Consider the following 26,510-nt stretch of genomic DNA (forward strand, 5'->3'; position numbering starts at 1 on the left):
ACCAAGGTGTCGCAGGTTCGAATCCTGTCTTCCCGATCGATTGCGAGGATACTTAAGGGTATCTTTTTTTTATTTACTTAGGAGATTCTGAGAGTCTTCTTTTTGGTTTATGAAACAAATTTGTGTAAACGTGTAAACAAGCAGTGCTTAAGGAATGGTACTAGTCATATATTTTCTTTAATTATGGTAAAATAGTAAGAGAATAATGTGAGGAAAATGAATGTCAAGTAAGTTTGAAATTTTAATGAATCAACTAGGTATCTCTGATCAATTGAGACGGGATCCTGCTCTTGTTGATGCCAGAATTGAGCGTGTTGTGGTTCATAAAATTAGTAAGATTTGGGAATTTCATTTTGTATTTTCTAATATTTTACCGATTGAAATCTTTTTAGAGTTAAAGAAAGGGCTTAGTGAAGAATTTTCTAAGACAGGGAATCGAGCTGTTTTCGAAATCAAGGCTCTTTCTCAAGAATTCTCTAATGAACTCTTGCAGGCCTACTATAGAGAGGCTTTTTCTGAAGGTCCATGTGCAAGTCAGGGGTTTAAATCTCTTTACCAGAATTTAAACGTCCGTTCGGAAGGAAATCAACTCATTATTGAAGGTTCAGAGGCGATTGATAAGGAGCACTTTAAGAAGAATCATCTTCCTAATTTGGCAAAGCAACTTGAAAAATTTGGTTTCCCGGTCTTTGTTTGCCAGATAGAAAAGAACGATGCACTTACACAAGAACAGGAAGAAGCCTTTCATGTGGAGAATGAACAGATTGTTCAAGCTGCCAATGAGGAAGCGCTCCGGGCTATGGAGCAACTGGAACAAATGGCTCCTCCTCCAGTAGAAGAGAAGCCAGCCTTTGATTTTCAGGCTAAAAAGGCTGCGGCCAAGCCTAAACTAGATAAGGCTGAAGTTACCCAGATGATCGACGTGACGACTGAGGAAAATCGCCTGGTCTTTGAAGGGGTCGTTTTTGATGTGGAACATAAAGTGACCAGAACTGGTCGCGTTTTGATCAATTTTAAAATGACAGACTACACTTCAAGTTTTTCAATGCAAAAATGGGTTAAGAATGAGGAAGAGGCTCAGAAGTTTGACATCATTAAGAAGAATTCTTGGCTCCGAGTTCGTGGGAATGTGGAGATGAATAACTTCACACGTGATTTGACCATGAACGTGCAGGATGTGCAGGAAGTTGTTCACTACGAGCGGAAGGATTTGATGCCAGAAGGTGAGCGTCGGGTTGAGTTTCATGCTCATACAAATATGTCGACTATGGATGCTCTGCCAGAAGTAGAAGAGATCGTTGCAACAGCTGCAAAGTGGGGACACAAGGCGGTTGCCATCACGGACCATGGAAATGTTCAATCTTTCCCACACGGCTATAAGGCGGCCAAGAAAGCTGGAATTCAGCTGATCTATGGAATGGAAGCCAATATCGTGGAGGACCGTGTTCCTATCGTTTACAACGAAGTGGAGATGGATTTGTCAGAAGCTACTTATGTGGTTTTTGACGTGGAAACGACGGGACTTTCAGCCATCTATAATGACTTGATTCAGGTTGCGGCTTCTAAGATGTATAAGGGAAATGTTATTGCCGAATTTGATGAATTTATCAATCCTGGATATCCCTTGTCAGCCTTTACTACTGAGTTGACAGGTATTACAGATGATCATGTCAAAAATGCCAAACCACTGGAACAAGTATTGCAAGAATTCCAGGAATTTTGCAAGGATACAGTCTTAGTTGCTCACAATGCGACCTTTGACGTTGGCTTTATGAATGCCAACTATGAGCGTCATGGTCTGCCTAAGATTAGCCAGCCAGTTATCGATACGCTGGAGTTTGCTAGAAATCTCTATCCTGAGTATAAACGCCATGGTTTGGGACCTTTGACTAAGCGTTTTGGTGTAGCACTTGAACACCACCACATGGCTAATTACGATGCGGAAGCTACTGGTCGTCTGCTTTTCATCTTTATCAAAGAGGTAGCAGAAAAACATGGTGTGACCGATCTGGCTAGACTCAATATTGATCTAATCAGTCCAGATTCTTATAAAAAAGCTCGTATTAAACATGCGACCATTTATGTCAAGAATCAAGTTGGTTTAAAAAATATTTTTAAGCTGGTTTCTTTGTCTAACACCAAGTATTTTGAAGGGGTGCCACGGATTCCGAGAACGGTTCTAGACGCCCATCGGGAGGGCTTGATTTTGGGGTCGGCTTGCTCGGAGGGCGAAGTTTTTGACGCAGTTGTTTCCCAAGGTGTGGATGCGGCGGTTGAGGTGGCCAAGTATTATGACTTTATCGAGGTCATGCCACCAGCTATCTATGCTCCCTTGATTGCTAAAGAACAGGTCAAGGATATGGAGGAACTCCAGACTATTATCAAGAGTTTGATAGAGGTTGGGGACCGTCTTGGCAAGCCTGTTCTGGCTACGGGAAATGTCCATTATATCGAACCGGAAGAAGAGATTTACCGTGAAATTATCGTCCGTAGTTTGGGCCAGGGGGCTATGATTAACCGAACCATCGGTCATGGTGAACATGCCCAACCAGCTCCTCTTCCGAAAGCTCATTTTCGAACGACTAATGAGATGTTGGATGAATTTGCTTTCTTGGGAGAGGAACTGGCTCGTAAACTGGTTATTGAAAATACCAATGCCTTGGCAGAAATTTTTGAGCCTGTTGAGGTTGTTAAGGGTGACTTGTATACACCTTTCATCGACAAGGCGGAAGAAACGGTTGCTGAGCTGACCTACAAGAAAGCTTTTGAGATTTATGGAAATCCGCTGCCAGATATTGTTGATTTGCGGATTGAAAAAGAATTAACTTCTATTCTGGGGAATGGATTTGCTGTGATTTATCTGGCTTCGCAGATGCTGGTACAACGTTCCAATGAACGGGGCTACTTGGTGGGTTCTCGTGGGTCTGTTGGTTCCAGTTTTGTTGCGACCATGATTGGGATTACGGAGGTTAATCCACTCTCTCCTCATTATGTTTGTGGTCAGTGTCAGTACAGCGAGTTTATCACGGATGGTTCTTACGGTTCAGGTTTTGATATGCCTAATAAGGACTGTCCAAACTGTGGTCATAAACTTAGCAAAAATGGGCAGGATATTCCTTTCGAGACCTTCCTTGGTTTTGATGGAGACAAGGTTCCTGATATTGACTTGAACTTCTCGGGAGAAGATCAGCCTAGCGCCCACTTGGATGTGCGTGATATCTTTGGGGAGGAATATGCCTTCCGTGCAGGAACAGTTGGTACGGTGGCTGCCAAGACTGCCTATGGATTTGTCAAGGGATATGAGCGTGATTACGGGAAGTTCTATCGTGATGCAGAGGTGGAACGCCTTGCTCAAGGTGCTGCTGGTGTCAAGCGGACTACAGGACAACACCCGGGAGGAATCGTTGTTATTCCTAACTATATGGATGTCTACGACTTTACGCCTGTTCAGTATCCAGCGGATGACGTGACGGCTGAATGGCAGACTACCCACTTTAACTTCCACGATATCGATGAGAACGTCCTCAAACTCGATGTGCTGGGTCATGATGATCCGACCATGATTCGCAAATTGCAGGACTTGTCTGGGATTGACCCTAATGAAATTCCTATGGATGATGAAGGTGTCATGGCCCTCTTTTCTGGGACGGATGTGCTTGGGGTGACGCCGGAGCAAATCGGTACACCGACGGGGATGCTGGGGATTCCAGAGTTTGGAACCAACTTTGTACGTGGGATGGTCGATGAAACGCATCCGACGACCTTTGCGGAATTGCTTCAGTTGTCTGGATTATCCCACGGTACTGATGTGTGGTTGGGAAATGCCCAGGATTTGATCAAGCAAGGGATTGCGGACCTATCAACCGTTATCGGTTGTCGGGACGACATCATGGTTTACCTCATGCATGCTGGTCTTGAACCTAAGATGGCCTTTACCATCATGGAACGGGTACGTAAGGGTTTGTGGCTGAAGATTTCCGAAGAGGAGCGAAATGGCTATATCGAAGCCATGAAGGCCAATAAGGTGCCAGAGTGGTATATCGAATCCTGTGGAAAAATCAAGTATATGTTCCCTAAGGCCCATGCGGCAGCCTACGTTATGATGGCCTTGCGTGTAGCCTACTTCAAGGTTCACCATCCCATTTATTATTACTGTGCTTACTTCTCTATCCGCGCCAAGGCCTTTGATATCAAGACCATGGGTGCGGGCTTGGATGCCATCAAACGTAGAATGGAAGAAATCGCTGAAAAACGGAAGAATAATGAAGCCTCTAATGTGGAGATTGACCTCTATACCACTCTTGAGATTGTCAATGAAATGTGGGAACGTGGCTTTAAGTTTGGCAAGTTAGACCTCTATCGTAGTGATGCGACTGAATTCATCATCGACGGAGATACCCTCATCCCACCATTTGTCGCAATGGATGGTCTGGGAGAGAACGTTGCTAAGCAGTTGGTGCGTGCTCGAAAAGAAGGGGAATTCCTCTCTAAAACCGAACTCCGCAAGCGTGGCGGACTCTCATCTACCTTGGTTGAAAAGATGGATGAAATGGGGATTCTTGGTAATATGCCAGAGGATAACCAGCTCAGTTTGTTTGATGATTTATTTTAAGAATTAGAATGGAGAACATCTTTATGAAGCTTAGGATTTTTGCGGAAGATAAACCTGCTGAAAAGATTTTTGACTATCAGCTAGAGCTGGCAGATGAAACAATTATTCTATCGACAGCGCTCTTGTCTGGTGCCATTGCTTTAGCAGGATTATTTTCTGCTTTGAAGGAAAAATAACAAAAGAAAAGGAAGAATAGAATGGTTTTACCAAATTTTAAAGAAAATCTAGAAAAATATGCGAAATTGTTGGTTGCGAACGGAATTAACGTGCAACCTGGTCACACCTTGGCCCTTTCCATCGATGTGGAGCAACGCGAGTTGGCGCATTTGATCGTGAAGGAAGCTTATGCCTTGGGTGCGCATGAGGTCATCGTTCAGTGGACAGATGATGTCATCAACCGTGAGAAATTCCTCCATGCACCGATGGAGCGCTTGGACAATGTACCAGAATACAAGATTGCTGAGATGAACTATCTCTTGGAGAACAAGGCTAGCCGTCTCGGTGTCCGTTCTTCTGATCCAGGTGCCTTGAACGGAGTGGATGCGGACAAGCTTTCAGCTTCTGCTAAAGCTATGGGACTTGCCATGAAGCCAATGCGTATCGCAACTCAGTCCAACAAGGTTAGCTGGACTGTGGCAGCCGCTGCTGGCCTTGGGTGGGCTAAGAAAGTCTTTCCAAATGCTGCGAGCGATGAAGAAGCAGTGGACCTCCTTTGGGATCAGATCTTCAAAACTTGCCGTGTCTACGAAGAAGATCCTGTTAAAGCTTGGGAAGAGCATGCTGCTATCCTTAAGGGCAAGGCAGAAATGCTCAATAAAGAACAATTCTCAGCCCTTCACTACACAGCACCGGGAACTGATTTGACACTTGACTTGCCTAAGAATCACGTTTGGGAATCAGCTGGTGCTATCAATGCACAGGGAGAAGGATTCTTGCCAAATATGCCGACAGAAGAAGTCTTTACGGCTCCTGACTTCCGTCGTGCAGATGGGTATGTAACCTCTACAAAACCACTTAGCTACAATGGCAATATCATCGAAGGTATTAAGGTGACCTTCAAGGATGGCCAAATCGTTGACATTACTGCTGAAAAGGGTGATCAGGTCATGAAGGACCTTGTCTTTGAAAATGCGGGTGCGCGTGCCTTGGGGGAATGTGCCTTGGTACCAGATCCGAGCCCAATTTCTCAGTCAGGCATTACCTTCTTTAACACCCTTTTTGATGAGAATGCTTCAAACCACTTGGCTATCGGTGCAGCCTATACGACTAGCGTTGTTGGTGGGGCAGAGATGAGCGAAGAAGAGCTTGAAGCTGCAGGACTGAACCGTTCAGATGTTCACGTGGACTTTATGATTGGTTCGAGTCAAATGGATATCGATGGTATCCGTGAGGATGGAACACGTGTACCACTCTTCCGCAATGGAGACTGGGCAATTTAAGGAGAAGCTATGCTTGGAAGTATGTTTGTTGGTCTCCTAGTGGGACTCTTGGCAGGTGCTTTAACCAATCGCGGAGAGAGCATGGGATGCTTTGGAAAAATGTTTCTCGGCTGGATTGGTGCTTCTTTGGGGCACCTGCTCTTTGGAACTTGGGGTCCAAACCTAGCGGGGATAGCTATTGTTCCAGCTGTTTTAGGTGCTATGGTTGTCTTAGCTATTTTCTGGAGACGAGGAAGTTAATTTCTTAAATCCGATACTCAATGAAAATCAAAGAGCAAACTAGGAAACTAGCCGCAGGCTGCTCAAAGCACTGCTTTGCGGTTGTAGATAGAACTGACGAAGTCAGCTCAAAACACTGTTTTGAGGTTGCAGATGGACGTTGACGCGGTTTGAAGAGATTTTTGAAGAGTATGAAAAGAAAAGGAGGTTGGTCATTGTACCAGCCTCCTTTTGAGTATGATATAATAGTTCTATGAGATTAGATAAATTTTTAGTTGCCTGTGCTGTGGGGAGTCGAACGGAGGTCAAAAACTTGCTCAAGGCTGGGCGAGTGACGGTAAATGGTAAAAAAGAAAAGTCAGCTAAACCGCAGATTGATGAAGAAAGAGATGAGATTCGCTTTGATGGCCAAGTGCTGGAGTATGAAGAGTTTGTCTACTACATGATGAACAAGCCCCAAGGAGTCATTTCGGCGACTGAAGATACCAAGCATAGAACAGTTTTAGACTTGTTAGATGACTATGCTCGCGCCAAGGAAGTCTTTCCAGTGGGGCGCTTGGACATTGATACCCATGGTCTCCTGCTCTTGACTAATGACGGCAAGCTGGCCCATGCTCTTCTTTCACCCAAACGCCATGTGGATAAGACCTATTTGGCTCAAGTCAAAGGTATTATGACCCAAGAAGATGTGGATGCATTTGCCAAGGGTATTCCGCTCAAGGACTTTACTTGTCAGCCGGCTAGACTGGAACTTGTATCGGTAGATCCAGAAAAAAATCAAAGTTTGGTTCGTGTGACCATTGCTGAAGGGAAGTTCCATCAAGTCAAGCGTATGGTGGCCTACTGTGGCAAGGAAGTGGTGGACTTACAACGTTTGACGATGGGAACTCTAGTCTTGGATGAGAACTTAGAACAAGGAGAATGGCGGCGCTTGACCAAGGAGGAGTTAGAGGAGCTCCTTGCTAGTATTGCTTAGTTTGGATTATGTTAGAAAAGGTGAGGAGAATGTCCTTGCCTTTTTAAGTTTTTCGGTTGCTTCCTTTGTGAAAAGAGTTATAATAGACAGTAGAATAAAAGGAGGAATCTATGAACGCGATTCAAGAATCATTTACAGATAAACTATTTGCCAACTATGAAGCAAATGTCAAATACCAAGCGATCGAAAATGCTGCCAGCCACAATGGGATTTTTGCAGCCCTGGAACGTCGCCAAAGCCATGTTGACAACACACCTGTTTTCTCGCTTGATTTGACCAAGGACAAGGTGACTAACCAGAAAGCATCAGGTCGTTGCTGGATGTTCGCAGCTCTCAACACCTTCCGTCACAAACTCATCTCTCAATACAAACTGGAGAACTTTGAATTGTCACAGGCTCACACCTTCTTCTGGGATAAGTACGAGAAATCCAACTGGTTCCTTGAACAAGTGATTGCGACTGCAGACCAAGACTTGACGAGCCGCAAGGTTAGCTTTCTACTCCAAACACCTCAACAAGACGGTGGTCAGTGGGATATGGTAGTGTCCCTCTTTGAGAAATACGGTGTCGTGCCCAAGTCTGTTTACCCTGAGTCTATCTCATCTAGCAGCAGCCGTGAGCTCAATGCCATCCTTAACAAATTGCTTCGCCAAGATGCCCAAATCTTGCGTGACTTGCTCGCTTCTGGTGCAGACCAAGTGACTGTTCAAGCTAAGAAAGAAGACCTCTTGCAAGAAATCTTTAACTTCCTTGCTATGTCTTTAGGTTTTCCACCACGTAAATTTAACTTTGCTTATCGTGACAAGGATGATAACTACCAAAGCGAAAAGGGTATCACACCACAGGAGTTTTACAAGAAATATGTCAATCTTCCTCTAGAAGACTACGTTTCTGTTATCAATGCTCCGACTGCTGACAAGCCTTACGGCAAATCTTATACAGTTGAGATGTTGGGGAATGTCGTTGGTAGCCGTGCAGTTCGCTATATCAACGTTCCTATGGAGCGTTTGAAAGAATTGGCGATTTCCCAAATGCAGACAGGAGAAACTGTTTGGTTTGGTTCAGATGTCGGCCAGCTCAGCAACCGCAAAGCTGGAATCCTTGCGACAGATGTTTATGACTTTGAATCAAGCATGGATATTCAACTCACTCAAGACAAAGCTGGACGTTTGGACTACAGCGAAAGTTTGATGACCCACGCCATGGTCTTGACAGGTGTGGATTTGGATGAAAATGGTAAGTCAACCAAGTGGAAGGTTGAAAACTCATGGGGAGACAAGGTCGGTACAGATGGTTACTTCGTTGCCTCAGATGCTTGGATGGATGAATACACCTATCAAATCGTTGTCCGTAAGGAATTGCTGACAGCAGAAGAACAAGCTGCTTATGAAGCAGAACCAATCGTACTCGCACCATGGGATCCAATGGGAGCCTTGGCAGAATAAAGCATAAAGAAAAGAGGTTAGGGAAATCCTAGCCTCTTTTTAAGTTCTTCTTGAAGTGGCGATAGATGCTGCTTGCTAAGTGAGTTCTCCTTATTTTGAGTCTTTAAGTGACAGAGAAAAAGATATGTGTTACTATAGTAGTACAAAAGGATATCGGAGTAGAAATGAAGTATTTAAGTAGTCAAGACATCAAGGGTCGTCAACGAAATATCAGCGACATTAAACCCTATAAAACAACCAAGGAAATCGTCGTTTCAAATATCTTTACCTTCTTTAATGCCATGAACTTGGCTCTGGCAGTTCTGGTAGCCACAACCTTGCGATTTGAAAATATGCTCTTTTTAGGTGTGATTGCTATCAATACAGCCATTGGGATTTTCCAAGAAGTGCGTTCAAAAAATGCTCTAGAAAAGCTAAGTTTGCTTGGTAAAAGTGAGTACAGAGTCAACCGAGATGGTCAAACGATCGAGATTGATCCAGAAGACATCGTTCTGGGGGAATATCTGCATCTCAATCTGGGAGATCAGGTACCTGTCGATGCAGAAGTACTTGAAGGAACGATCGAAGTGGATGAGTCCTTGCTGACTGGTGAGAGTGATTCAGTCTTTAAAACGGTTGGTGACAAGCTGATGAGCGGAAGCAATGTCGTCAGCGGTACTTGTCTGGTTACGGCAACGGCGGTCGGACCCGATAGTTATATCAACAAACTCGCAAAATCCAGCAAGGAATTCAAAAAATATCCTTCTCAACTGCGCGATTACATGGATAAGATTTTAAAAATCGTCTCCATCTTGCTGGTGCCAGTTGCCATTCTGCTTTATGTCAGAGGTTTTAGTCTAGGACGGTCTTATGTTGAAATTGTTTTGGGAAGTTCAGGTGCCTTGGTCGGCATGATTCCAGAGGGCTTGATTCTCCTGGTCAGTGTATCCCTTGCGGTAGCGGCCATGAAGCTGGCTAAAAAGAAGGTTCTGGTGCAGGAGCTATACTGTGTGGAAACTTTAGCGCGAGTAGATGTTCTTTGTTTTGATAAGACAGGTACCATCACGACTGGTAATATGAAGGTTCAAGAAATGGATGCTAATGTAGAAGAGAAACTGTCTTCTTATCTAGCCTATTTTGACGATGAAAATGCAACTTCCCGAGCTCTGAAGACTTACTTAACCTGTGAGAAAAAGTGGGAAGTTCAAGAAGTCGGTACCTTTTCAAGCAAAAACAAGTATTCCTTTGTTCAAGTAAAAGATGGTGGGACCTATTTCTTTGGCGCCTATGAGTTTTTAGGCTTTACCCAGCCGATGGATACCTACTATGAACATCTGAAGCAGCAAGGTTTTCGAATCTTGACACTTGCCCATAGTAAGGACCACATCACGACTCCAGCCAATATGGAACTACTGGGGCATGTCGTTCTGTCAGATGAGATCAAGGAAAATACTAAGGAAACCTTTGACTATTTTGAATCTCAAGGTGTTGAAGTGAAGATTATCAGTGGTGATAATCATGTGGCTGTATATGGGGTGGCTCGTAAGGCAGGTTTTAAGGAAGAAGCCCGTGCGATTGATATGACCAAGGTGAGAGATGATGACTTTGAAAGAGTTGTCTTGGAACACGAAATCTTTGGTCGTGTGACACCTGAACAGAAGCAAAAGATGGTATCTATTTTGCAAAATGCGGGTAAGACAGTTGCCATGAGTGGTGACGGAGTCAATGATGTTCTGGCTCTCAAGAAAGCAGATATCAGCTTTGCCATGAAGGGGGCTACCAGCGCAGCTAAAAGTGTATCCAATATTGTTTTCCTGACAGATGATTTTGCAGTATTTTATGATATCTTGATGGAAGGTCGCCGGGTCATCAATAACATCCAAAAGGTAGCCTCTCTCTTTCTAACAAAGACCTTCTTCTCCATCGTTTTTGCGATTTTGAGTGTGGTATTTGGTTTGGAATTCGCCTTTATCCCCATTCAGTTTACGATTATTTCAGCTATTACGATTGGGATTCCATCCTTCTTCCTAACTTTTGAGTCCAATAAAGAAAAGGTTAGCACTCACTTTATGAGAGATATTTTGACCAATGCTGCGATTGGTGGTGGCATTCTAGTCGCTAGTGTACTCTTGACAAACTTCTTTATCACTGTCCCAGGTCAGGTCAAATTTATTTGCTTCCTACTTGCTTTAATCAATGGTTTGTGTCTAGTTGCCAAGGTCAGTCTGCCATTTAATCGATACAAACTAGTCTTGCTCACACTGTTGAGCCTTGCAGCCCTTGTTGGAGTGCTTGTCAATACCTTTATCCTGCAAGGAGCGTTTGTGCCTTTAGAAACCAGCCAAGTTGTCTATGTAGCCATCCTAGCAGTGGTGATTGGGGGCTTGCATTATCTGACTAGAAGAAAAAGTTGATACACAAAAAGAATCAGGTTTAATCCTGATTCTTTTTTATCTATATTCTCAATTGCTTGGATTACATGATACCGAAGAAACGAGCTGCGATACCAACTGCAAAGAGGGCAAGGATGATTGTGATTGGTGATACTTTTTTCTTAAGCAACCACATGCAAAGGAAAGTAAGGAGAAGTCCCATCAATCCTGGGATCAATGAGTTCAACTGGCCTTGGAGAGTTTGTGGTTGAATCTTGTCTAAGCTCATACCACTAAGTGCTTGACCAAGAATACCCTTCAATTCTCCACCTGTAACAGGACCTTCTGGGAAGACGATGTAGGCACCTTCTGACAATTGTTTGCCTGGAAGGTTGATAGTGAAGTTGATGGATACCCAACGTTGTACAAGAACGGCAAGGATGAACATACCAAGGATAGAAGCACCTTTAGTGATGTCTTTCAAGATACCACCAGACATGTCTTTAGTGATCTCAGATCCAGCTTTGTAACCGAACTCTTGTGTGTACCATAGGAAGGCCATACGGATAGCATTCCATCCGAAGAAGAAGAGAAGTGGACCAACAAGGTTACCAGATGCAGCAAGTGATGCACCAAGAGCTCCAAGGATAGGACGAACTGTAAACCAGAATACTGGGTCACCGATACCAGCAAGAGGTCCCATCATACCGATTTTAACCCCTTGGATAGCCGCGTCGTCGATTTCAACACCGTTAGCGCGCTCTTCTTCAAGTGCAAGAGTAACCCCCATGATTGGAGCAGCGACGTATGGGTGAGTGTTGAAGAATTCAAGGTGGCGCTCAAGAGCAGCCGCTTGGTCTTCTTTTTTAGTGTACAATTTTTTGATAGCTGGGATCAATGAGTAAGCCCAACCCAAGTTTTGCATACGTTCGTAGTTCCAAGAACCTTGAAGGAATTGTGAACGCCACCAAACTTTTTGACGATCTGATTTTGATAATTGAATTTTTTCAGCCATGATTGTTCCCCTTTCTAGTAGTCTTCTAGGATATCACCGATTGGGTCGTTAGAAGTTGCAGCTCCGCCGCCACCGTTTCCACCTTGTTTTGTAAGGTTAAGGTAGATGAAGGCAAGGGCAACACCGATGACACCAAGGGCAATCAAAGTCAATTGAGAGATTGCTGCAAGAGCAAAACCGATTGCGAAGAATGGCCATACTTCACGAGTTGCCATCATGTTGATAACCATAGCGTAACCAACGGCAACGACCATAGCACCACCGACAGCCATACCACCATTCAACCATTCTGGCATCAATTTAAGAGCATCTTGAACGGCAGAAGCTGGGATAGCGATAAGGAAGGCTGCAGGGATTGCAATACGAAGACCTTGAAGAAGAAGTGCGATAAAGTGAGCACGTTCAACAGCTGCAATATTTCCTTCTTTAGCGGCAGCATCTGCAGTGTGAACCAAACCAACTGAGATTGTACGAACAATCATAGTCAAGAAAAGTCCAGCTACGGCAAGAGGGATAGCTGTGGCTGTTGCGACGGCGATACCTTCAGTAGTAAAGTTACCACCTTTGATCAAGATAATCGCTGCGGCAACAGATGCAAGAGCAGCGTCAGGAGCTACGGCAGCTCCGATGTTTGCCCAACCAAGGGCGATCATTTGAAGAGATCCACCAAGCATAACACCTGCTTCGAGGTTACCAGTTGCAAGTCCGATAAGGGTACATGCGACGATTGGTTGATGGAATTGGAATTGGTCGAGGATACCTTCAAGACCTGCAAGGAAGGCAACAACTACAACCAAGATAGCAGAAATGATTGAAATATCTGACATGGTTTTATTCCTTTTCTATTTAATTATATAAAGTGTAAAATCTTTCTTCCAAGAGTTTGAGAGAAGAAGATTCTAATTATTGAACGTTTGCTTTCTTAATCAAGTCAAACAAATCTTTTTTCGTGTCGTTTGGTACTTTACGTACGTCAAATTCAACACCGAGGTCACGCATTTTTTCAAAGGTTGCAACGTCTTCTTTGTCCATAGACAAAACGTTGTTAATCATTGTTTTACCTGTTGAGTGAGCCATAGAACCAACGTTAAGGGTCTTGATTGGCACGCCACCTTCGATAGCACGAAGTGCATCTTGGGGAGTTTCAAACAAGATAAGGGCATGAGTTTCGCCGAAACGTGGGTCTTTTGCAACGTCGATCAATTTTTGAATTGGGACAACGTTGGCTTTTACTCCGTTTGGAGCTGCTTGTTTGATCAATTCTTTACGCAAGTCGTCGTTAGCAACGTTGTCTGAAGCAACGATGATACGGTTTGCTTTTGAATCTGGAGTCCAAGCAGTCGCAACCTGACCGTGAAGTAGACGAGTGTCTAGACGAGCAAGGTTGATTTTCAGTTTACCGTCACCGATAACAGTTCCTTCTGGAATCGTAGCTTGTGCGGCAGGAGCGGCTGCAGCAGTTGCAACTTCCTCAACTGGGTTAAGCTCTTCTGGAAGAGCTTTGATGCCATCTTTGGCTTCTTTAATGATATTCGCAGCGACTTTTTCCACACCTGCATTCGCGTCCATAAGGCGCTCTGTGTAGGCTTGGATCAACATCGGCAAGTTTAGTCCTGTGATGATGGCAAATTTACGTTCTGGATTTTCTCCCATCACGCGACTAGCTTGGTTGAATGGAGATCCACTCCAAAGGTCAGCCAATACTAGAACCTCATCTTCTGCGTCAAATGCAGCAACAGCGTTATTGAGCTTAGCGTATAAATCATCTGGACCTTCATTTGGCATAAAGGTTACAACTTGAACCTTCTCTTGTTCACCAAAAATCATGGATCCGGACTGATGAATACCCGCAGCAAATTCGCCGTGGCTCGCAATAATGATTCCGATACTCATTATTGTCATTCCTCCTTTAAAATGTTTGACTGTGTGTTTAAGAAAACTTTAAGCCTAATTAAGTATAAACCGTTTTCATATAAAAATCAACTACTTTTTCTAAAAACAGGAAAGTTTTCAATAAAAACACCTCTACAAAATGTTAATATAATAAGCTTTTTAAAAAATGTATGAAAATAAAGCTAGAAAATTTAATATAAAAATACTGAAAATAAACCTTAGTTATGAAAACTGAATGAAAACAAAAGGAAAGGTTGCAGAACAGCAACCTTTCCTTTTTATAGGAATAAATCTTGTAAGGCGTGGGCAACGCCATCTTCTTCATTGGTTAGTGGGAGTTGCTCATCTGCATAGGGAAGCAAGTCCGGATTGGCATTTTTCATGGCATATCCCTTGCCTGCGAAAGCCAGCATTTCTCTATCGTTTTGCTCATCACCAAAGGCGATTAAGTCTTTTTTATCACGATTCATCACATTGAGCAAGTACTCTAGAGCAAAGGCCTTGTTTACCCCCTTGGGAGTACACTCGAGGATGTTGAGGGGGCCTCCCCAGGTATTGATGGATAGTTGGTGTTGATAAAAACGATTCATCTCGTCCGCTAGAGCGTATTTGTCTTCAGCCCTTGTTTGCAAGAGGATGCAGTTGGGATCTTTGGTTACTCGTTCGGGCTTGAATTGATTTTCCGGCCGGAAGTTCTCTACGCCAAATAGTTTAGGGTCTGCAATTTCCTCATTCGGAGTCGTGATATAGAATTTTTTTCGATATTCTCCTGCAATAAAATCAGCCTGGATGTCCTCCGTGCGCTTGACCATGTCTAGGAGGTATTTTTTGTCCAAGGTCAAGCACTTTTCATGCTCCCAAGCCTGTCCTGGTAGATGGGTAAGGGAACCATTAAAGTTAATCATGGGAGTATGCAATTCTAGCTCACGATAGAAGTCTTTTGCCATACGATACGGACGGCCTGTCGTGATGATGACATGGTGCCCTTTTTCTGAAATTTTTTTGATCGTCTCTTTGGTGAAATCGGAGAGCTTGCTTTCACTATTCAGCAGGGTTCCGTCCAAATCGACTGCGATAATTTTTTTAGTCATATAAACCTTCCTAGTCGTTTCCAGATAAGATGTCTTCTATTATATCAAAAAGAAGGAAGAAAAGCAGATAAGAACAAAAACTACAGTTGCTTTGATTTGTTAAATAAATCAAACAAATATATTGAAAAGGTGAATGATAAATGATATAATACTAATATTGTTCGTAAAAAACAAAAGGAGATTAAAAATGGACAAACTATTTAAACTAAAAGAGCACGGGACAGATGTCCGTACAGAGGTGCTTGCTGGTTTAACAACATTCTTTGCAATGAGTTATATTCTCTTTGTAAACCCTCAAATGCTTTCCCAAACGGGTATGCCTGTTCAAGGTGTGTTCTTGGCAACGATTATCGGTTCTGTAGTCGGTACCTTGATGATGGCTTTCTATGCTAATTTGCCATACGCACAAGCACCAGGTATGGGACTAAATGCCTTCTTCACATTTACAGTTGTATTTGGGATGGGCTATACTTGGAAAGAAGCTCTTGGTATGGTCTTCATTTGTGGAATTATTTCACTGATTATTACCTTAACAAATGTTCGTAAAATGATCATTGAGTCTATTCCTACAACACTTCGTTCAGCTATTTCGGCTGGTATTGGTGTTTTCCTTGCCTATGTTGGAATTAAGAATGCTGGTCTCTTGAAATTCTCAATCGATCCAGGTACTTATACGGTAGCAGGTGAAGGAGCGGACAAGGCTCAAGCTGCACTTACTGCAAACTCAGCAGCTGTTCCAGGATTGGTAGACTTCAATACTCCAGCAGTATTGGTGGCTCTTGCAGGTCTGGCTATTACCATCTTCTTTGTTGTTAAAGGCATCAAAGGCGGAATCATTCTCTCTATTTTAACAACGACTGTCCTTGCCATTGCTGTTGGTGTTGTCAAATTATCAGGGATTGACTTTGCTAGCAACAATCTTTCATCAGCGGTTAATGATTTAGGAACTTTGTTTGGTGCCGCTCTTGGTTCAGAAGGTTTAGGATCTTTGATTTCAAACACTTCACGTTTACCAGAAACCTTGATGGCTATTCTTGCCTTCTCACTAACAGATATTTTTGATACAATCGGTACTCTTATCGGTACTGGTGAAAAAGTTGGTATCGTTGCGACAAGTGGGGAAAACCATGAGTCCGCTAAATTGGACAAGGCTCTTTACTCTGACTTGGTGGCAACTTCAGTAGGTGCCATTGCAGGTACTTCAAACGTTACAACCTATGTTGAGTCTGCGGCGGGTATTGGCGCTGGTGGACGTACTGGGTTGACAGCCCTAGTGGTTGCAATCTGTTTTGCTCTATCTAGCTTCTTTAGCCCACTTCTAGCGATTGTTCCGACAGCTGCAACAGCACCAATTTTGATCATCGTCGGAATCATGATGCTTTCTAACTTGAAAAATATCCCTTGGGATGATATGGCTGAAGCGGTTCCTGCTTTCTTCACATCTATCTTTATGGGATTCAGCTACTCTATCACACAAGGGATTGCTGTTGGTTTCTTGACATACACCTTGACAAAAGTTGTCAAAGGTCAAGCCAAGGATGTGCACGTAATGATTTGGATTTTGGATGCCTTGTTTATCCTTAACTATATCAGTATGGCGCTATAAATGGTATAATAGAAAAAGGGGAGTCTCCCCTTTTTCTTATAAGGAGGTACATCATGAAAGATAAGACAATTTGGCAAGAGATTTTGAACAGAGGAATGTGGGTCCTCATCCTTTTAGTGGCTTTAATTCTAGCGCAAGTTCCTTTAGGGCTATCTTTTTGGCTAGCTTCTAAACAATTTCCTCTTTTACAGTCAGGGCTCTTAGTCGGTGCCCTATCCATTGTTATTTTGGCTGTCTTTATTTTAGGTGCTAGAAAAACACAACTTGCTACTTTTAATCTGTCCTTTTTTAAGGCCAAAGACTTGGCTCGTTTGGTGTTGAGTTACCTAGTGATTTTTGCTAACAATTTGTTTGGTGCAGCTTTGCTTCGCATGACGAATGAGACGACAACTAGCAATCAATCAACTATTAACGGTCTGGTTGAAAATAGTTCCTTGATTGCCACTTTTTTCATACTAGTCTTGATTGCGCCGATTTGTGAGGAAATTTTGTGTCGTGGGATTATTCCTAAAAAAATCTTCCGAGGTAAGGAAAAACTTGGCTTTGTTGTTGGTGCAATCGTCTTTGCCTTACTCCATACTCCAACCAATCTACCTTCTGTACTTATTTATGGAGGGATGTCAACAGTTCTAACTTGGACAGCCTATAAGACAGAACGTTTGGAGATGTCCATTTTGCTTCATATGATTCTCAATGGTGTAGCCTTTTGTTTGATAGCTATATTAGTATTGATTAGTAGAAATCTGGGCCTATAATTCTAGACCATTGGCCTACTTGGAAAAGATGAATGCTTGCGTATCCATCTTTTTCTTTTTATGGTAAAATAGAGAAATAATGTGGTGAAAAACCTTGAGGAGTGACCCTATGTCCAATAAAGCTAGTCAGGCAAAAACAGCCATTTGCGGAATTATCAATGTAACCCCAGATTCCTTTTCGGATGGTGGGCAGTTTCTTGCTCTTGATCAGGCGCTCCAGCAAGCTCGTAAATTGATAGCTGAAGGAGCGAGCATGCTAGATATCGGTGGAGAATCGACTCGACCGGGCAGTAGCTATGTTGAGATAGAAGAGGAAATCCAGCGTGTTGTTCCAGTGATTAAAGCTATCCGTGAGGAAAGTGATGTCCTCATTTCCATCGATACTTGGAAAAGTCAGGTGGCAGAGGCTGCTTTGGCTGCTGGTGCCAATCTGGTCAATGATATCACTGGTCTCATGGGAGATGAGAGAATGGCGGATGTGGTTGCTAAGGCTGGAGCGGAAGTGGTTATCATGTTTAATCCAGTCATGGCTCGTCCTCAGCATCCTAGTTCGCTCATATTTCCTCATTTTGGTTTTGGACAAGCTTTTACAGAAGAAGAGTTAGCTGGCTTTGAAAAAGTGCCAATCGAAGACTTGATGAAGACTTTCTTTGAACGAGCTCTAGCGAGAGCAGAGGAAGCTGGGATAGCAAGAGAAAATATCCTGCTGGATCCAGGAATTGGCTTTGGTCTGACTAAGAAAGAAAATCTACTCCTTCTACGTGATCTGGATAAACTGCATCAGAAAGGCTATCCAATCTTTCTTGGAGTTTCGCGTAAGCGGTTTGTCATTAATATCCTGGAGGAAAATGGCTTTGAAGTTAATCCTGAGACCGAACTTGGTTTCCGCAATCGAGACACAGCTTCGGCTCATGTAACCAGTATCGCTGCGAGACAGGGTGTGGAAGTGGTACGCGTGCACGATGTAGCCAGTCACAGGATGGCAGTTGAAATTGCCTCCGCTATTCGTTTGGCAGATGATGCAGAAAATCTAGATTTAAAACAATATAAGTAAGATGAACGAAATTCAAAACAATCAGTGGATTGCCCACTATCGGACGGACCAACCACATTTTGGTTTGGAGCGAATGGTAGAACTCCTAGCTTTACGTGGCAATCCCCATCTCAAACTCAAGGTTATCCATATCGGCGGAACAAATGGTAAAGGTTCGACCATTGCTTTTTTGAAAGAGATGCTGGAAAAGCTAGGCCTGAGAGTAGGGGTGTTCAGCTCGCCCTATCTCATTCATTATACAGATCAGATTAGCATCAATGGGGAATCTATCCCCGAGGCTAGACTAGAAGCTCTCATGGCAGACTATGAGTCTTTGCTTGAGGGGGAGAAGAGCGCTGTTTTACAAGGAACGACCGAGTTTGAGATTATCACTGCCCTAGCCTATGATTATTTTGCTGCTGAAAAAGTTGATGTGGCCATCATGGAAGTCGGCATGGGTGGACTTCTGGATAGCACCAATGTCTGTCAGCCCGTCCTGACAGGAATTACGACTATTGGCTTGGACCATGTAGCTCTACTTGGTGATACTATAGAGGCCATAGCAGAACAGAAGGCTGGTATTATCAAACAAGGCATTCCTTTGGTGACAGGTCGCATTGCTTCAGAAGCCTTGGCTGTTATTGACCGCATTGCGGAAGGGAAAGAAGCACCGAGAATACGATATGGGAAAGATTATCAGGTCAGTTACCAAAAGAGTGTGGTGACAGGCGAAATCTTTGATTATACCAGTTCTGTCAGACAAGGTCGTTTTCAAACAGGTCTGCTTGGCTTGCATCAGATAGAGAATGCGGGGATGGCGCTTGCCCTCCTAGACACTTATTGCCAGGAGACTGGGCGAGAGTTAGCAAGTAATGACTTAATTGCTCAAGCTTTGAAAGAGACCAGATGGCCAGGGCGTTTGGAGGTCGTGTCTAGCGACCCCTTGTTGCTTTTGGATGGGGCCCACAATCCTCATGCTATCAAGGCTTTATTAGCAACCTTGCAAGAACGCTTTGCGGATTATCATAAGGAAATCCTCTTTACGTGTATTAAAACCAAGGCTTTGAAGGATATGCTGGATTTGCTAGAAACGGTGCCGGATAGCCAGCTGACTCTGACTTATTTTGATGATAGTCGGGCGACGGATGAAAGCGTGTTGAAAGGGACAGCCAAGTCTAGAAATCTCAATTACCAAAGTTGGCAGGATTTTCTAGAGCAGAAATTGACAAATAAAAATGAAGAGAAACAAACAGTTAGGATTGTCACAGGTTCCTTGTATTTCTTGAGCCAAGTGAGAGCCTATCTGATGGAGAGGAAGAACGAGAATGGATACACAAAAGATTGAAACGGCTGTAAAAATGATTATCGAGGCTGTCGGTGAGGATGCTAACCGCGAGGGCTTGCAGGAAACACCTGCTCGCGTAGCCCGTATGTACCAAGAGATTTTTTCAGGTCTTGGCCAAACTGCTGAGGAACACCTGTCAAAATCCTTTGAGATTATTGATGACAATATGGTAGTGGAAAAGGATATTTTTTTCCATACTATGTGTGAGCACCACTTCTTGCCATTTTATGGGAGAGCGCACATTGCCTACATTCCAGATGGACGTGTAGCAGGCTTGTCCAAGCTAGCTCGTACGGTTGAAGTTTATTCTAAAAAACCACAGATTCAAGAACGGTTGAATATTGAAGTGGCCGATGCCTTGATGGACTATCTGGGGGCCAAGGGAGCCTTTGTTGTCATTGAGGCGGAACATATGTGTATGAGCATGCGTGGTGTCAGAAAGCCAGGAACGGCAACCTTGACGACAGTAGCTCGTGGTCTATTTGAAACAGATAAGGACCTAAGAGATCAGGCTTATCGTTTAATGGGACTATAAAAAGAATCCGCTTTGGGCGGATTTTTCTAGAAAGGACAAGTTATGGATCAACTGCAGATTAAAGATTTGGAAATTTTTGCCTATCATGGTCTTTTCCCTAGTGAGAAGGAATTGGGGCAGAAGTTTGTTATTTCCGCAAGCTTATCTTATGATATGACCCAGGCGGCAACAGAATTGGATTTGACAGCTTCTGTCCATTACGGAGAATTGTGTCAGCAGTGGACGACTTGGTTTCAGGAAAGCACTGAGGATTTGATTGAAACGGTAGCCTACAAACTAGTTGAACGTACCTTTGAGACTTATCCTCTTGTCCAAGAGATTGAGTTGAAACTAAAAAAACCATGGGCTCCAGTGCATTTACCATTGGATACCTGCTCGGTGACCATTCGCCGTCGCAAACAACGGGCCTTTATCGCTCTGGGAAGCAATATGGGGGATAAGCAAGCAAACTTGGAACAAGCTATTGACAAACTGCGAGCTCGAGGTATCCATATTCTCAAAGAGTCCAGTGTCTTGGCGACAGAGCCTTGGGGTGGTGTGGAACAAGATAGCTTTGCCAATCAGGTGATTGAAGTAGAAACCTGGCTACCAGCACCAGTCTTGTTACAAACATTATTAGCCATTGAGTCAGAAATGGGACGGGTGAGAGAAGTGCATTGGGGGCCTCGCTTGATTGATTTGGACTTGCTCTTTGTGGAGGACCAAGTCATCTATACAGACGAGCTCATCTTGCCTCATCCTTATATAGCAGAACGCCTCTTTGTTCTTGAGCCGTTAGTGGAAATAGCTCCCCATTTTATTCATCCAATCCTAAAGCAACCAATTCGTTACTTGGTTGACCAGTTGGAGCAAGGAAATGCCTAAGCTTTCCGAGACCTATAGCAAGTGGAAGAGTATCGGGGAGGGACTACTTGCTATTGTTTTAGGGCTTCTCTTGATCCGATTTGGACAAGTTATTCCGCGAATGGGGTACCAGTTGCTGATGGGCTACTTTTCCTTGTCAGCAGTTTGGCACTTGTTGACTCGCTGGTTTCAAGATAAAAAACGTCGGGAAAATATCTTTGTAACCTTGGGCAAGCTGGTGGTTGCGGCTCTGGTGTTTGACTCTATCATCTTGCAAGACCTTGCCCTCTATCTCTTGGTCTTTATCATTGCGAGCTATCAGCTGTTTACGGGCATCATTAGTCTTGTGACATGGTCTCTCTATCGAAAAAATGCTATTCATCCTCGGCTCCATCATCTCTTCGATGCTGTATGGATGATAGGATTCGGTCTTTATAGCATCTCTCCGTTTCACGATGCAGCGAATTTTGAATTGTTCTTGCTTGGATTTTACTTGCTCATGCTAGGAGCCAGTAGCCTCCGGGACGGTTTCTTTTTTGAAAGGATAGAAAACAATCCCAAGCTGAAACGACGAATGCGAATGACTCTGCCAATCTTTGTGACAGCGCTGATCCCTATCAGCACCTTGCGCAAACTAAATGAGTGGCTGGCAAATCATGAAAGTCAAGAAGGAGAAGTTCATTCAGAAAGAAAAAACGATCAAACAGTTGATCTGGAAATTTTTGTCCATACCTCAGAAACCTCTTTCTTCCTTGCTATGGGACATGTGGATATTTGTTATCAAGGGATAGTTATTTCCTATGGTTCCTATGATCCCCACTCGGAGCGTTTATTTGGCATGGTCGGAGACGGTGTTCTGTTTAAGGCCAATCGGGAAAAATACATTGAACTCTGCAAGAGGGAAAGTCAGAAGACCTTGTTTGCTTACGGTCTGAGTTTGACGGACCAACAGAAAACAGCTATCCAAGCTCGTTTATCGGAGATAGAAGACCTGTTAATTCCTTGGGAACCAAGCTCGCAGTTGATGAAAAGAAGAGAGGGAGAGGTAAAGCACACCTACTCTTACCAACTAAAAGAGGAAGCAGATGCGACCCTCTATAAATTCAGCTCATCTGAGTTTAAGACCTACTTTGTTCTCAGTACCAATTGTGTTTTGCTGGCAGACTCTATCGTGGGAAAAGCTGGAACTGATATATTGAGTCCTCAAGGTTTCATTGTGCCAGGGACTTATCAGGATTACCTTGATTTAGAGTACACAAAACCCAATGGTCTAGTTGTTAGTCGCTCCATTTATTAGAAAAAGAAAACTCTAGTTCCTCAGCAGTTTACGCCAAGAAGCTAGAGTTTTTAAAATAGGTCATTTTCTTCAGGAAGGAGGATAGTTTCTTTACCATTCATGTCTAAAACAAGGACCCTAGGAGGGTAAAGGGGATCGAAAGGATGATTGAAATCAAAATCGATGCTAGTCGGAAGGTTTTGACTAGAGAAATGGAAGGTAATGGTCCCCGTATTGTTGAGCAGTTGAAACTCAAGTTCTTCTTCTAATTCAAAGACATTTTTCAAAAAATGATCGATAATGAACCATAAAGAGTCGATAACATCGTCGGGTAGACTGGTCACAACACCAAAACTGGCGGAACGTCTCTGTGTATTTGTAAAAGCCATGTTTCCTTCCTCCTTTTATTTTTCTTATCATACAGTAAAAAAGCTGAAAAATCAAGGAATTCTGCTTGTTTTTTCAAAATGGGAATAAACTGTGAAATTTTTTCAAAGTTTCTCTAAAAAATACTTGAAAGTGTTTACAATAAGTGATAAAATGGAGTAAGCAGATGCGTGAAAGCGAAATTTTCAATATAGAAAGGAAACGGAATGAACACAGATGATACAGTAACGATTTATGACGTTGCCCGTGAAGCAGGAGTTTCAATGGCAACAGTTAGCCGTGTCGTTAATGGCAACAAGAATGTTAAAGAGAACACTCGAAAAAAAGTCCTCGAAGTGATTGAACGCTTGGACTATCGTCCAAATGCGGTCGCTCGTGGTTTGGCTAGTAAGAAAACAACGACAGTCGGAGTTGTGATTCCTAACATTACCAATGGTTATTTCTCAACGCTTGCTAAGGGGATTGACGACATTGCTGAAATGTACAAGTATAACATTGTCCTTGCAAATAGTGATGAGGATGATGAAAAGGAAGTTTCAGTGGTTAACACTCTCTTTTCAAAACAAGTCGATGGGATTATCTTTATGGGCTATCACTTGACTGAAAAGATTCGTTCAGAGTTTTCTCGTTCACGGACACCGGTTGTTCTTGCTGGTACTGTGGATGTCGAACACCAACTTCCAAGTGTCAATATCGACTACAAACAAGCAACGATTGATGCTGTGAGTTACCTTCTCAAAGAAAATGAGAAAATTGCTTTTGTGAGTGGACCACTCGTCGATGATATCAATGGCAAGGTTCGTTTGATCGGTTACAAGGAAGCCTTGAAAAAAGCAGGACATTCTTATAGCGAGGGATTGGTCTTTGAATCAAAATACAGCTATGACGATGGTTATGCCTTGGCAGAACGCTTGATTTCATCACAAGCTACAGCCGCAGTTGTAACAGGTGATGAATTGGCAGCAGGTGTGTTGAATGGTTTGGCTGACCATGGCGTATCTGTGCCGGAAGAGTTTGAAATCATTACGACAGATGACTCTCAGATTGCACGATTCACTCGTCCAAACTTGACGACAGTTGCCCAACCTCTTTATGATCTAGGTGCTATCAGCATGCGTATGTTGACTAAGATTATGCATAAGGAAGAGTTGGAAGAACGTGAAGTTCTCTTGCCTCATGGTTTGACAGAACGTCGCTCTACACGAAAACGTAAATAGAAAAAATCAGGGAATCGCGAAGATTTCCTGATTTTGCGTTCTAGAGAAGAGGTTTATCCTTCCATATAGTCTTTCAAAGCCTGTCCTTTTAGTCCAGCATTAAGGGCAATTAATAATTTGAGGCGCGCTTTTTGAGCGTTGAGTTCTTTGACAAAGAAAACACCAGCTTGTTGCAACTGTACCCCTCCACCTTGGTAGGCGTAGACAGGTTCAGCAATGCCATTAAAGCATCGTGAGACCAAGGCGACTGGAATCCCTTTTTGGAGGAGATTTTCCAGCTTTTGAGCTGTTTCTTTGGGAATATTGCCTGCTCCAAAGGCCTGAATGACTAAGCCATCCAGCTGTTCCAAGTCTAACATATCAATTAGCTCGTCTGTCATACCTACATAGGCTGAGATGATGGGAACCAGACCTTGAATATGCTCAAGATCAAACCGGACACGAGGTTCAGCCGTTTTGAAGTAGAGGATTTCTTGCTTCATGATGAGGCCAAGTGGTCCATGTGTTGGGGTTTGAAAGGTGCTGACATTGGTCGTATGAGTTTTGGTAACATACTTGGCTGCGTGGATCTCGTCGTTCATGACGACCAGCACACCCTTGTCGGCTGCTTTGTCATCGCTGGCAACTCGCAAAGCGCTCAGATAGTTATAAACACCATCGCTACCAAGTTCGTTTGAACTACGCATGGCCCCTGTTAGAACGATGGGGATGGGCGGGATTTTCATGGTATCAAGGAAGTAAGCTGTTTCTTCTAAGGTATCTGTACCATGTGTGATGACAACTCCATCGTAGTTATCAGCTTCCTCTTTAATCTTATGATAGAGTGCAAGCATATGCTTGGGTTTGATATGAGGGCTTGGAAGATTAAAAAAGTCTAGGGCATGAACCTCAATCCCTTCAAGAGGATTGGACACATGGTTCATGGGATTGTCCTGACTAGTTACAACGGCACCAGTGGCGTCTGCTTGCATGGAAATAGTCCCACCTGTATGTAAAACAAGGATTTTCTTAGGCATGATTTAGTCACTCTTTCTGAAATGTGGTATAATCATTGTAACACAAAAGGGGAGAATGGGACAGGATGGAAGTCAAGGCTGTTTTTTTTGATATCGATGGAACGCTAGTCAACGATCGCAAGAGTGTTTTGAAATCCACTAAGGACGCGATTAAGATTGTCAAAGAGCAAGGAGTGCTTGTTGGAGTAGCGACAGGACGAGGGCCGTTTTTTGTCAAGGAATTGATGGAAGACTTAGACCTAGACTTTGCGGTGACCTACAATGGCCAATACATTTTTAATAAAGAAAAGGTGCTCTTTGCGAGTCCGATTGCTAAGTCAAGCCTGCGTCAACTGATTGCTTACGCTAAAAAGGAGCGTAAAGAAATCGCTCTTGGAACCGAGCATGCCGTTGTTGGTTCGAAAATTATGTCATTTGGTCTCGGGTCCTTTTCTCAACTGGTTAGTCGTTTTATTCCGACTGTGCTGACAAGAACTGTTAGTCGCTCTTTTAATCGGATGGTCAGCAAGGCAGTTCCTCAAAAGGAAGACGACTTGCTTAACTTGATTAATCAACCCATTTATCAAGTTTTGATGCTGATGACGCCAGAAGAATCTGAGAAGGTAGCAAGTGATTTTGACGACTTGAAATTAACTCGAAGCAATCCTTTTGCAGCAGATATCATTAACCAAGGAAATTCCAAACTAGAAGGCATTCGCCGAGTCGGGAAAGAATATGGTTTTGATCTCAACCAAGTCATGGCCTTTGGTGATTCAGACAACGATCTGGAAATGTTGGCGGGCGTTGGTATGTCGGTTGCTATGGGAAATGGCAGTAGCAGTGTCAAAGAAGTTGCCAAGCATATTACGGCAAGTAATCAACAAGATGGTATCCACAAGGCGCTCGAGCACTTTGGTGTTTTGGCTTCAGAAAAAGTGTTTGTCAGTCGAGACTACCACTTTAATAAGGTCAAGACCTTCCACCACATGATGGATGAACGAACTCAAGAAGAGCCACAGGCATGGGATGTTGAAGGTGCAACCCACCGCGCAGACTTTAAAATTGAAGAATTAGTAGAGTTTGTTCGCGCAGCAAGTTCTTCGGAGGAAGAATTCCAAGACTCCCTTGCAAGCATGCATGAGGCACTTGATAAAGCGGCAGAGAAAGTGGCGAAAAAGACACCTGCTAAGCAAAACTTGGTCGGTCAAGTGGATGCTTTGATTGACACACTGTATTTTACATACGGTAGTTTTGTTTTGATGGGAGTAGACCCAGAACGCATTTTTGATATTGTCCATGAAGCGAATATGGGGAAGGTTTTCCCTGATGGAAAAGCTCATTTTGACCCAGTTACACACAAGATTTTAAAGCCAGATGACTGGGAAGAAAAATATGCTCCAGAACCTGCCATCCGACAGGAACTACAACGTCAGTTTAAAGCTTATGAGCGACATAAAGAAAGAAAAAAATAGAAACA

At 43.3% G+C, this 26,510-nt stretch carries 22 protein-coding genes; 16 read left to right on the top strand and 6 right to left on the bottom strand.

Features of this window, described 5'->3' with window-relative positions:
• Positions 1 to 220 precede the first annotated feature (220 nt).
• The 7 genes from AB2B49_RS06335 to AB2B49_RS06365 all read left to right on the top strand — a co-directional run bounded on the left by AB2B49_RS06335 (position 221) and on the right by AB2B49_RS06365 (position 11,084).
• On the top strand, positions 221 to 4,612 hold the full coding sequence (locus AB2B49_RS06335) for a PolC-type DNA polymerase III (RefSeq protein WP_320692006.1): 4,392 nt from the start codon (positions 221 to 223) through the stop codon (positions 4,610 to 4,612).
• A gap of 23 nt (positions 4,613 to 4,635) precedes the next feature.
• Positions 4,636 to 4,788, top strand: a complete 153-nt coding sequence (locus tag AB2B49_RS06340) for a hypothetical protein (protein ID WP_000776613.1) — start codon at positions 4,636 to 4,638, stop codon at positions 4,786 to 4,788.
• Between the two features lie 21 nt (positions 4,789 to 4,809).
• Entirely contained in the window at positions 4,810 to 6,051 is a 1,242-nt protein-coding gene (locus AB2B49_RS06345) for an aminopeptidase (RefSeq protein ID WP_049505215.1), read from the top strand.
• A gap of 9 nt (positions 6,052 to 6,060) precedes the next feature.
• Positions 6,061 to 6,291, top strand: coding sequence for a GlsB/YeaQ/YmgE family stress response membrane protein (locus AB2B49_RS06350; RefSeq protein WP_000901578.1), 231 nt, complete (start codon positions 6,061 to 6,063; stop codon positions 6,289 to 6,291).
• A 232-nt stretch (positions 6,292 to 6,523) separates the two neighbouring features.
• Complete coding sequence (locus AB2B49_RS06355) at positions 6,524 to 7,246, top strand: pseudouridine synthase (RefSeq protein WP_071851935.1); 723 nt, start codon at positions 6,524 to 6,526, stop codon at positions 7,244 to 7,246.
• Positions 7,247 to 7,356: 110 nt separating this feature from the next.
• Positions 7,357 to 8,691, top strand: a complete 1,335-nt coding sequence (pepC, locus tag AB2B49_RS06360; protein WP_071851932.1) for an aminopeptidase C — start codon at positions 7,357 to 7,359, stop codon at positions 8,689 to 8,691.
• 164 nt (positions 8,692 to 8,855) lie between these two features.
• Complete coding sequence (locus AB2B49_RS06365; RefSeq protein WP_320692007.1) at positions 8,856 to 11,084, top strand: HAD-IC family P-type ATPase; 2,229 nt, start codon at positions 8,856 to 8,858, stop codon at positions 11,082 to 11,084.
• A 61-nt stretch (positions 11,085 to 11,145) separates the two neighbouring features.
• On the opposite strand, the gene AB2B49_RS06370 is transcribed toward AB2B49_RS06365, so the two are convergent.
• The 4 genes from AB2B49_RS06370 to AB2B49_RS06385 all read right to left on the bottom strand — a co-directional run bounded on the left by AB2B49_RS06370 (position 11,146) and on the right by AB2B49_RS06385 (position 15,041).
• Complete coding sequence (locus tag AB2B49_RS06370) at positions 11,146 to 12,057, bottom strand: PTS system mannose/fructose/sorbose family transporter subunit IID (RefSeq protein WP_320692008.1); 912 nt, start codon at positions 12,055 to 12,057, stop codon at positions 11,146 to 11,148.
• A gap of 14 nt (positions 12,058 to 12,071) precedes the next feature.
• Complete coding sequence (locus tag AB2B49_RS06375; protein ID WP_049490467.1) at positions 12,072 to 12,884, bottom strand: PTS mannose/fructose/sorbose transporter subunit IIC; 813 nt, start codon at positions 12,882 to 12,884, stop codon at positions 12,072 to 12,074.
• A gap of 76 nt (positions 12,885 to 12,960) precedes the next feature.
• Positions 12,961 to 13,950 carry a PTS sugar transporter subunit IIB gene (locus AB2B49_RS06380; RefSeq protein WP_320692009.1) on the bottom strand — a complete coding sequence of 330 codons (990 nt, stop codon included), beginning with the start codon at positions 13,948 to 13,950 and terminating at the stop codon, positions 12,961 to 12,963.
• Between the two features lie 278 nt (positions 13,951 to 14,228).
• Positions 14,229 to 15,041, bottom strand: a complete 813-nt coding sequence (locus AB2B49_RS06385) for a Cof-type HAD-IIB family hydrolase (RefSeq protein WP_320692010.1) — start codon at positions 15,039 to 15,041, stop codon at positions 14,229 to 14,231.
• Positions 15,042 to 15,228: 187 nt separating this feature from the next.
• Between AB2B49_RS06385 and AB2B49_RS06390 the strand changes: the two genes are divergently transcribed.
• From AB2B49_RS06390 to AB2B49_RS06420, 7 genes are all read left to right on the top strand, one after another.
• On the top strand, positions 15,229 to 16,647 hold the full coding sequence (locus AB2B49_RS06390) for an NCS2 family permease (RefSeq protein WP_049520591.1): 1,419 nt from the start codon (positions 15,229 to 15,231) through the stop codon (positions 16,645 to 16,647).
• 53 nt (positions 16,648 to 16,700) lie between these two features.
• Positions 16,701 to 17,402 carry a CPBP family intramembrane glutamic endopeptidase gene (locus AB2B49_RS06395; protein ID WP_076984812.1) on the top strand — a complete coding sequence of 234 codons (702 nt, stop codon included), beginning with the start codon at positions 16,701 to 16,703 and terminating at the stop codon, positions 17,400 to 17,402.
• A gap of 109 nt (positions 17,403 to 17,511) precedes the next feature.
• On the top strand, positions 17,512 to 18,456 hold the full coding sequence (gene folP, locus AB2B49_RS06400) for a dihydropteroate synthase (RefSeq protein ID WP_254734002.1): 945 nt from the start codon (positions 17,512 to 17,514) through the stop codon (positions 18,454 to 18,456).
• A 1-nt stretch (position 18,457) separates the two neighbouring features.
• Complete coding sequence (locus AB2B49_RS06405; RefSeq protein ID WP_076984810.1) at positions 18,458 to 19,780, top strand: bifunctional folylpolyglutamate synthase/dihydrofolate synthase; 1,323 nt, start codon at positions 18,458 to 18,460, stop codon at positions 19,778 to 19,780.
• The gene (gene folE / locus AB2B49_RS06410) at positions 19,761 to 20,315 is read left to right on the top strand and encodes a GTP cyclohydrolase I FolE (protein WP_000380931.1); all 555 of its coding nucleotides are present in this window, start codon (positions 19,761 to 19,763) and stop codon (positions 20,313 to 20,315) included. The genes AB2B49_RS06405 and folE overlap by 20 nt, the downstream gene beginning before the upstream one ends.
• A gap of 42 nt (positions 20,316 to 20,357) precedes the next feature.
• Positions 20,358 to 21,179, top strand: coding sequence for a 2-amino-4-hydroxy-6-hydroxymethyldihydropteridine diphosphokinase (gene folK / locus AB2B49_RS06415; protein ID WP_049505204.1), 822 nt, complete (start codon positions 20,358 to 20,360; stop codon positions 21,177 to 21,179).
• A complete protein-coding gene (locus AB2B49_RS06420) occupies positions 21,172 to 22,455 on the top strand; it encodes a hypothetical protein (RefSeq protein ID WP_049505203.1) in 1,284 nt (427 codons plus the stop codon). Before folK ends, AB2B49_RS06420 begins: the two co-directional genes overlap by 8 nt.
• Before the next feature lie 50 nt (positions 22,456 to 22,505).
• Here AB2B49_RS06420 and AB2B49_RS06425 read toward each other — a convergent pair whose 3' ends face one another.
• A complete protein-coding gene (locus AB2B49_RS06425; RefSeq protein WP_049505202.1) occupies positions 22,506 to 22,823 on the bottom strand; it encodes a DUF960 domain-containing protein in 318 nt (105 codons plus the stop codon).
• Positions 22,824 to 23,027: 204 nt separating this feature from the next.
• Here AB2B49_RS06425 and ccpA point away from each other — a divergent pair, with 204 nt between their 5' ends.
• Positions 23,028 to 24,038, top strand: a complete 1,011-nt coding sequence (gene ccpA, locus AB2B49_RS06430) for a catabolite control protein A (RefSeq protein ID WP_044020171.1) — start codon at positions 23,028 to 23,030, stop codon at positions 24,036 to 24,038.
• A 53-nt stretch (positions 24,039 to 24,091) separates the two neighbouring features.
• Here the strand turns inward: ccpA and AB2B49_RS06435 are convergent, their stop codons facing one another.
• Positions 24,092 to 25,054: an asparaginase gene (locus AB2B49_RS06435; RefSeq protein ID WP_049505201.1), complete on the bottom strand. Its 963-nt coding sequence runs from the start codon at positions 25,052 to 25,054 to the stop codon at positions 24,092 to 24,094.
• A 65-nt stretch (positions 25,055 to 25,119) separates the two neighbouring features.
• Here AB2B49_RS06435 and AB2B49_RS06440 point away from each other — a divergent pair, with 65 nt between their 5' ends.
• Positions 25,120 to 26,505 (top strand): Cof-type HAD-IIB family hydrolase, encoded by a 1,386-nt coding sequence (locus AB2B49_RS06440; RefSeq protein WP_049505200.1) that lies wholly within the window; start codon positions 25,120 to 25,122, stop codon positions 26,503 to 26,505.
• Positions 26,506 to 26,510 lie beyond the last annotated feature (5 nt).

Source organism: Streptococcus jiangnanensis (assembly GCF_040888325.1).
GTDB classification, from domain to species: domain Bacteria; phylum Bacillota; class Bacilli; order Lactobacillales; family Streptococcaceae; genus Streptococcus; species Streptococcus jiangnanensis.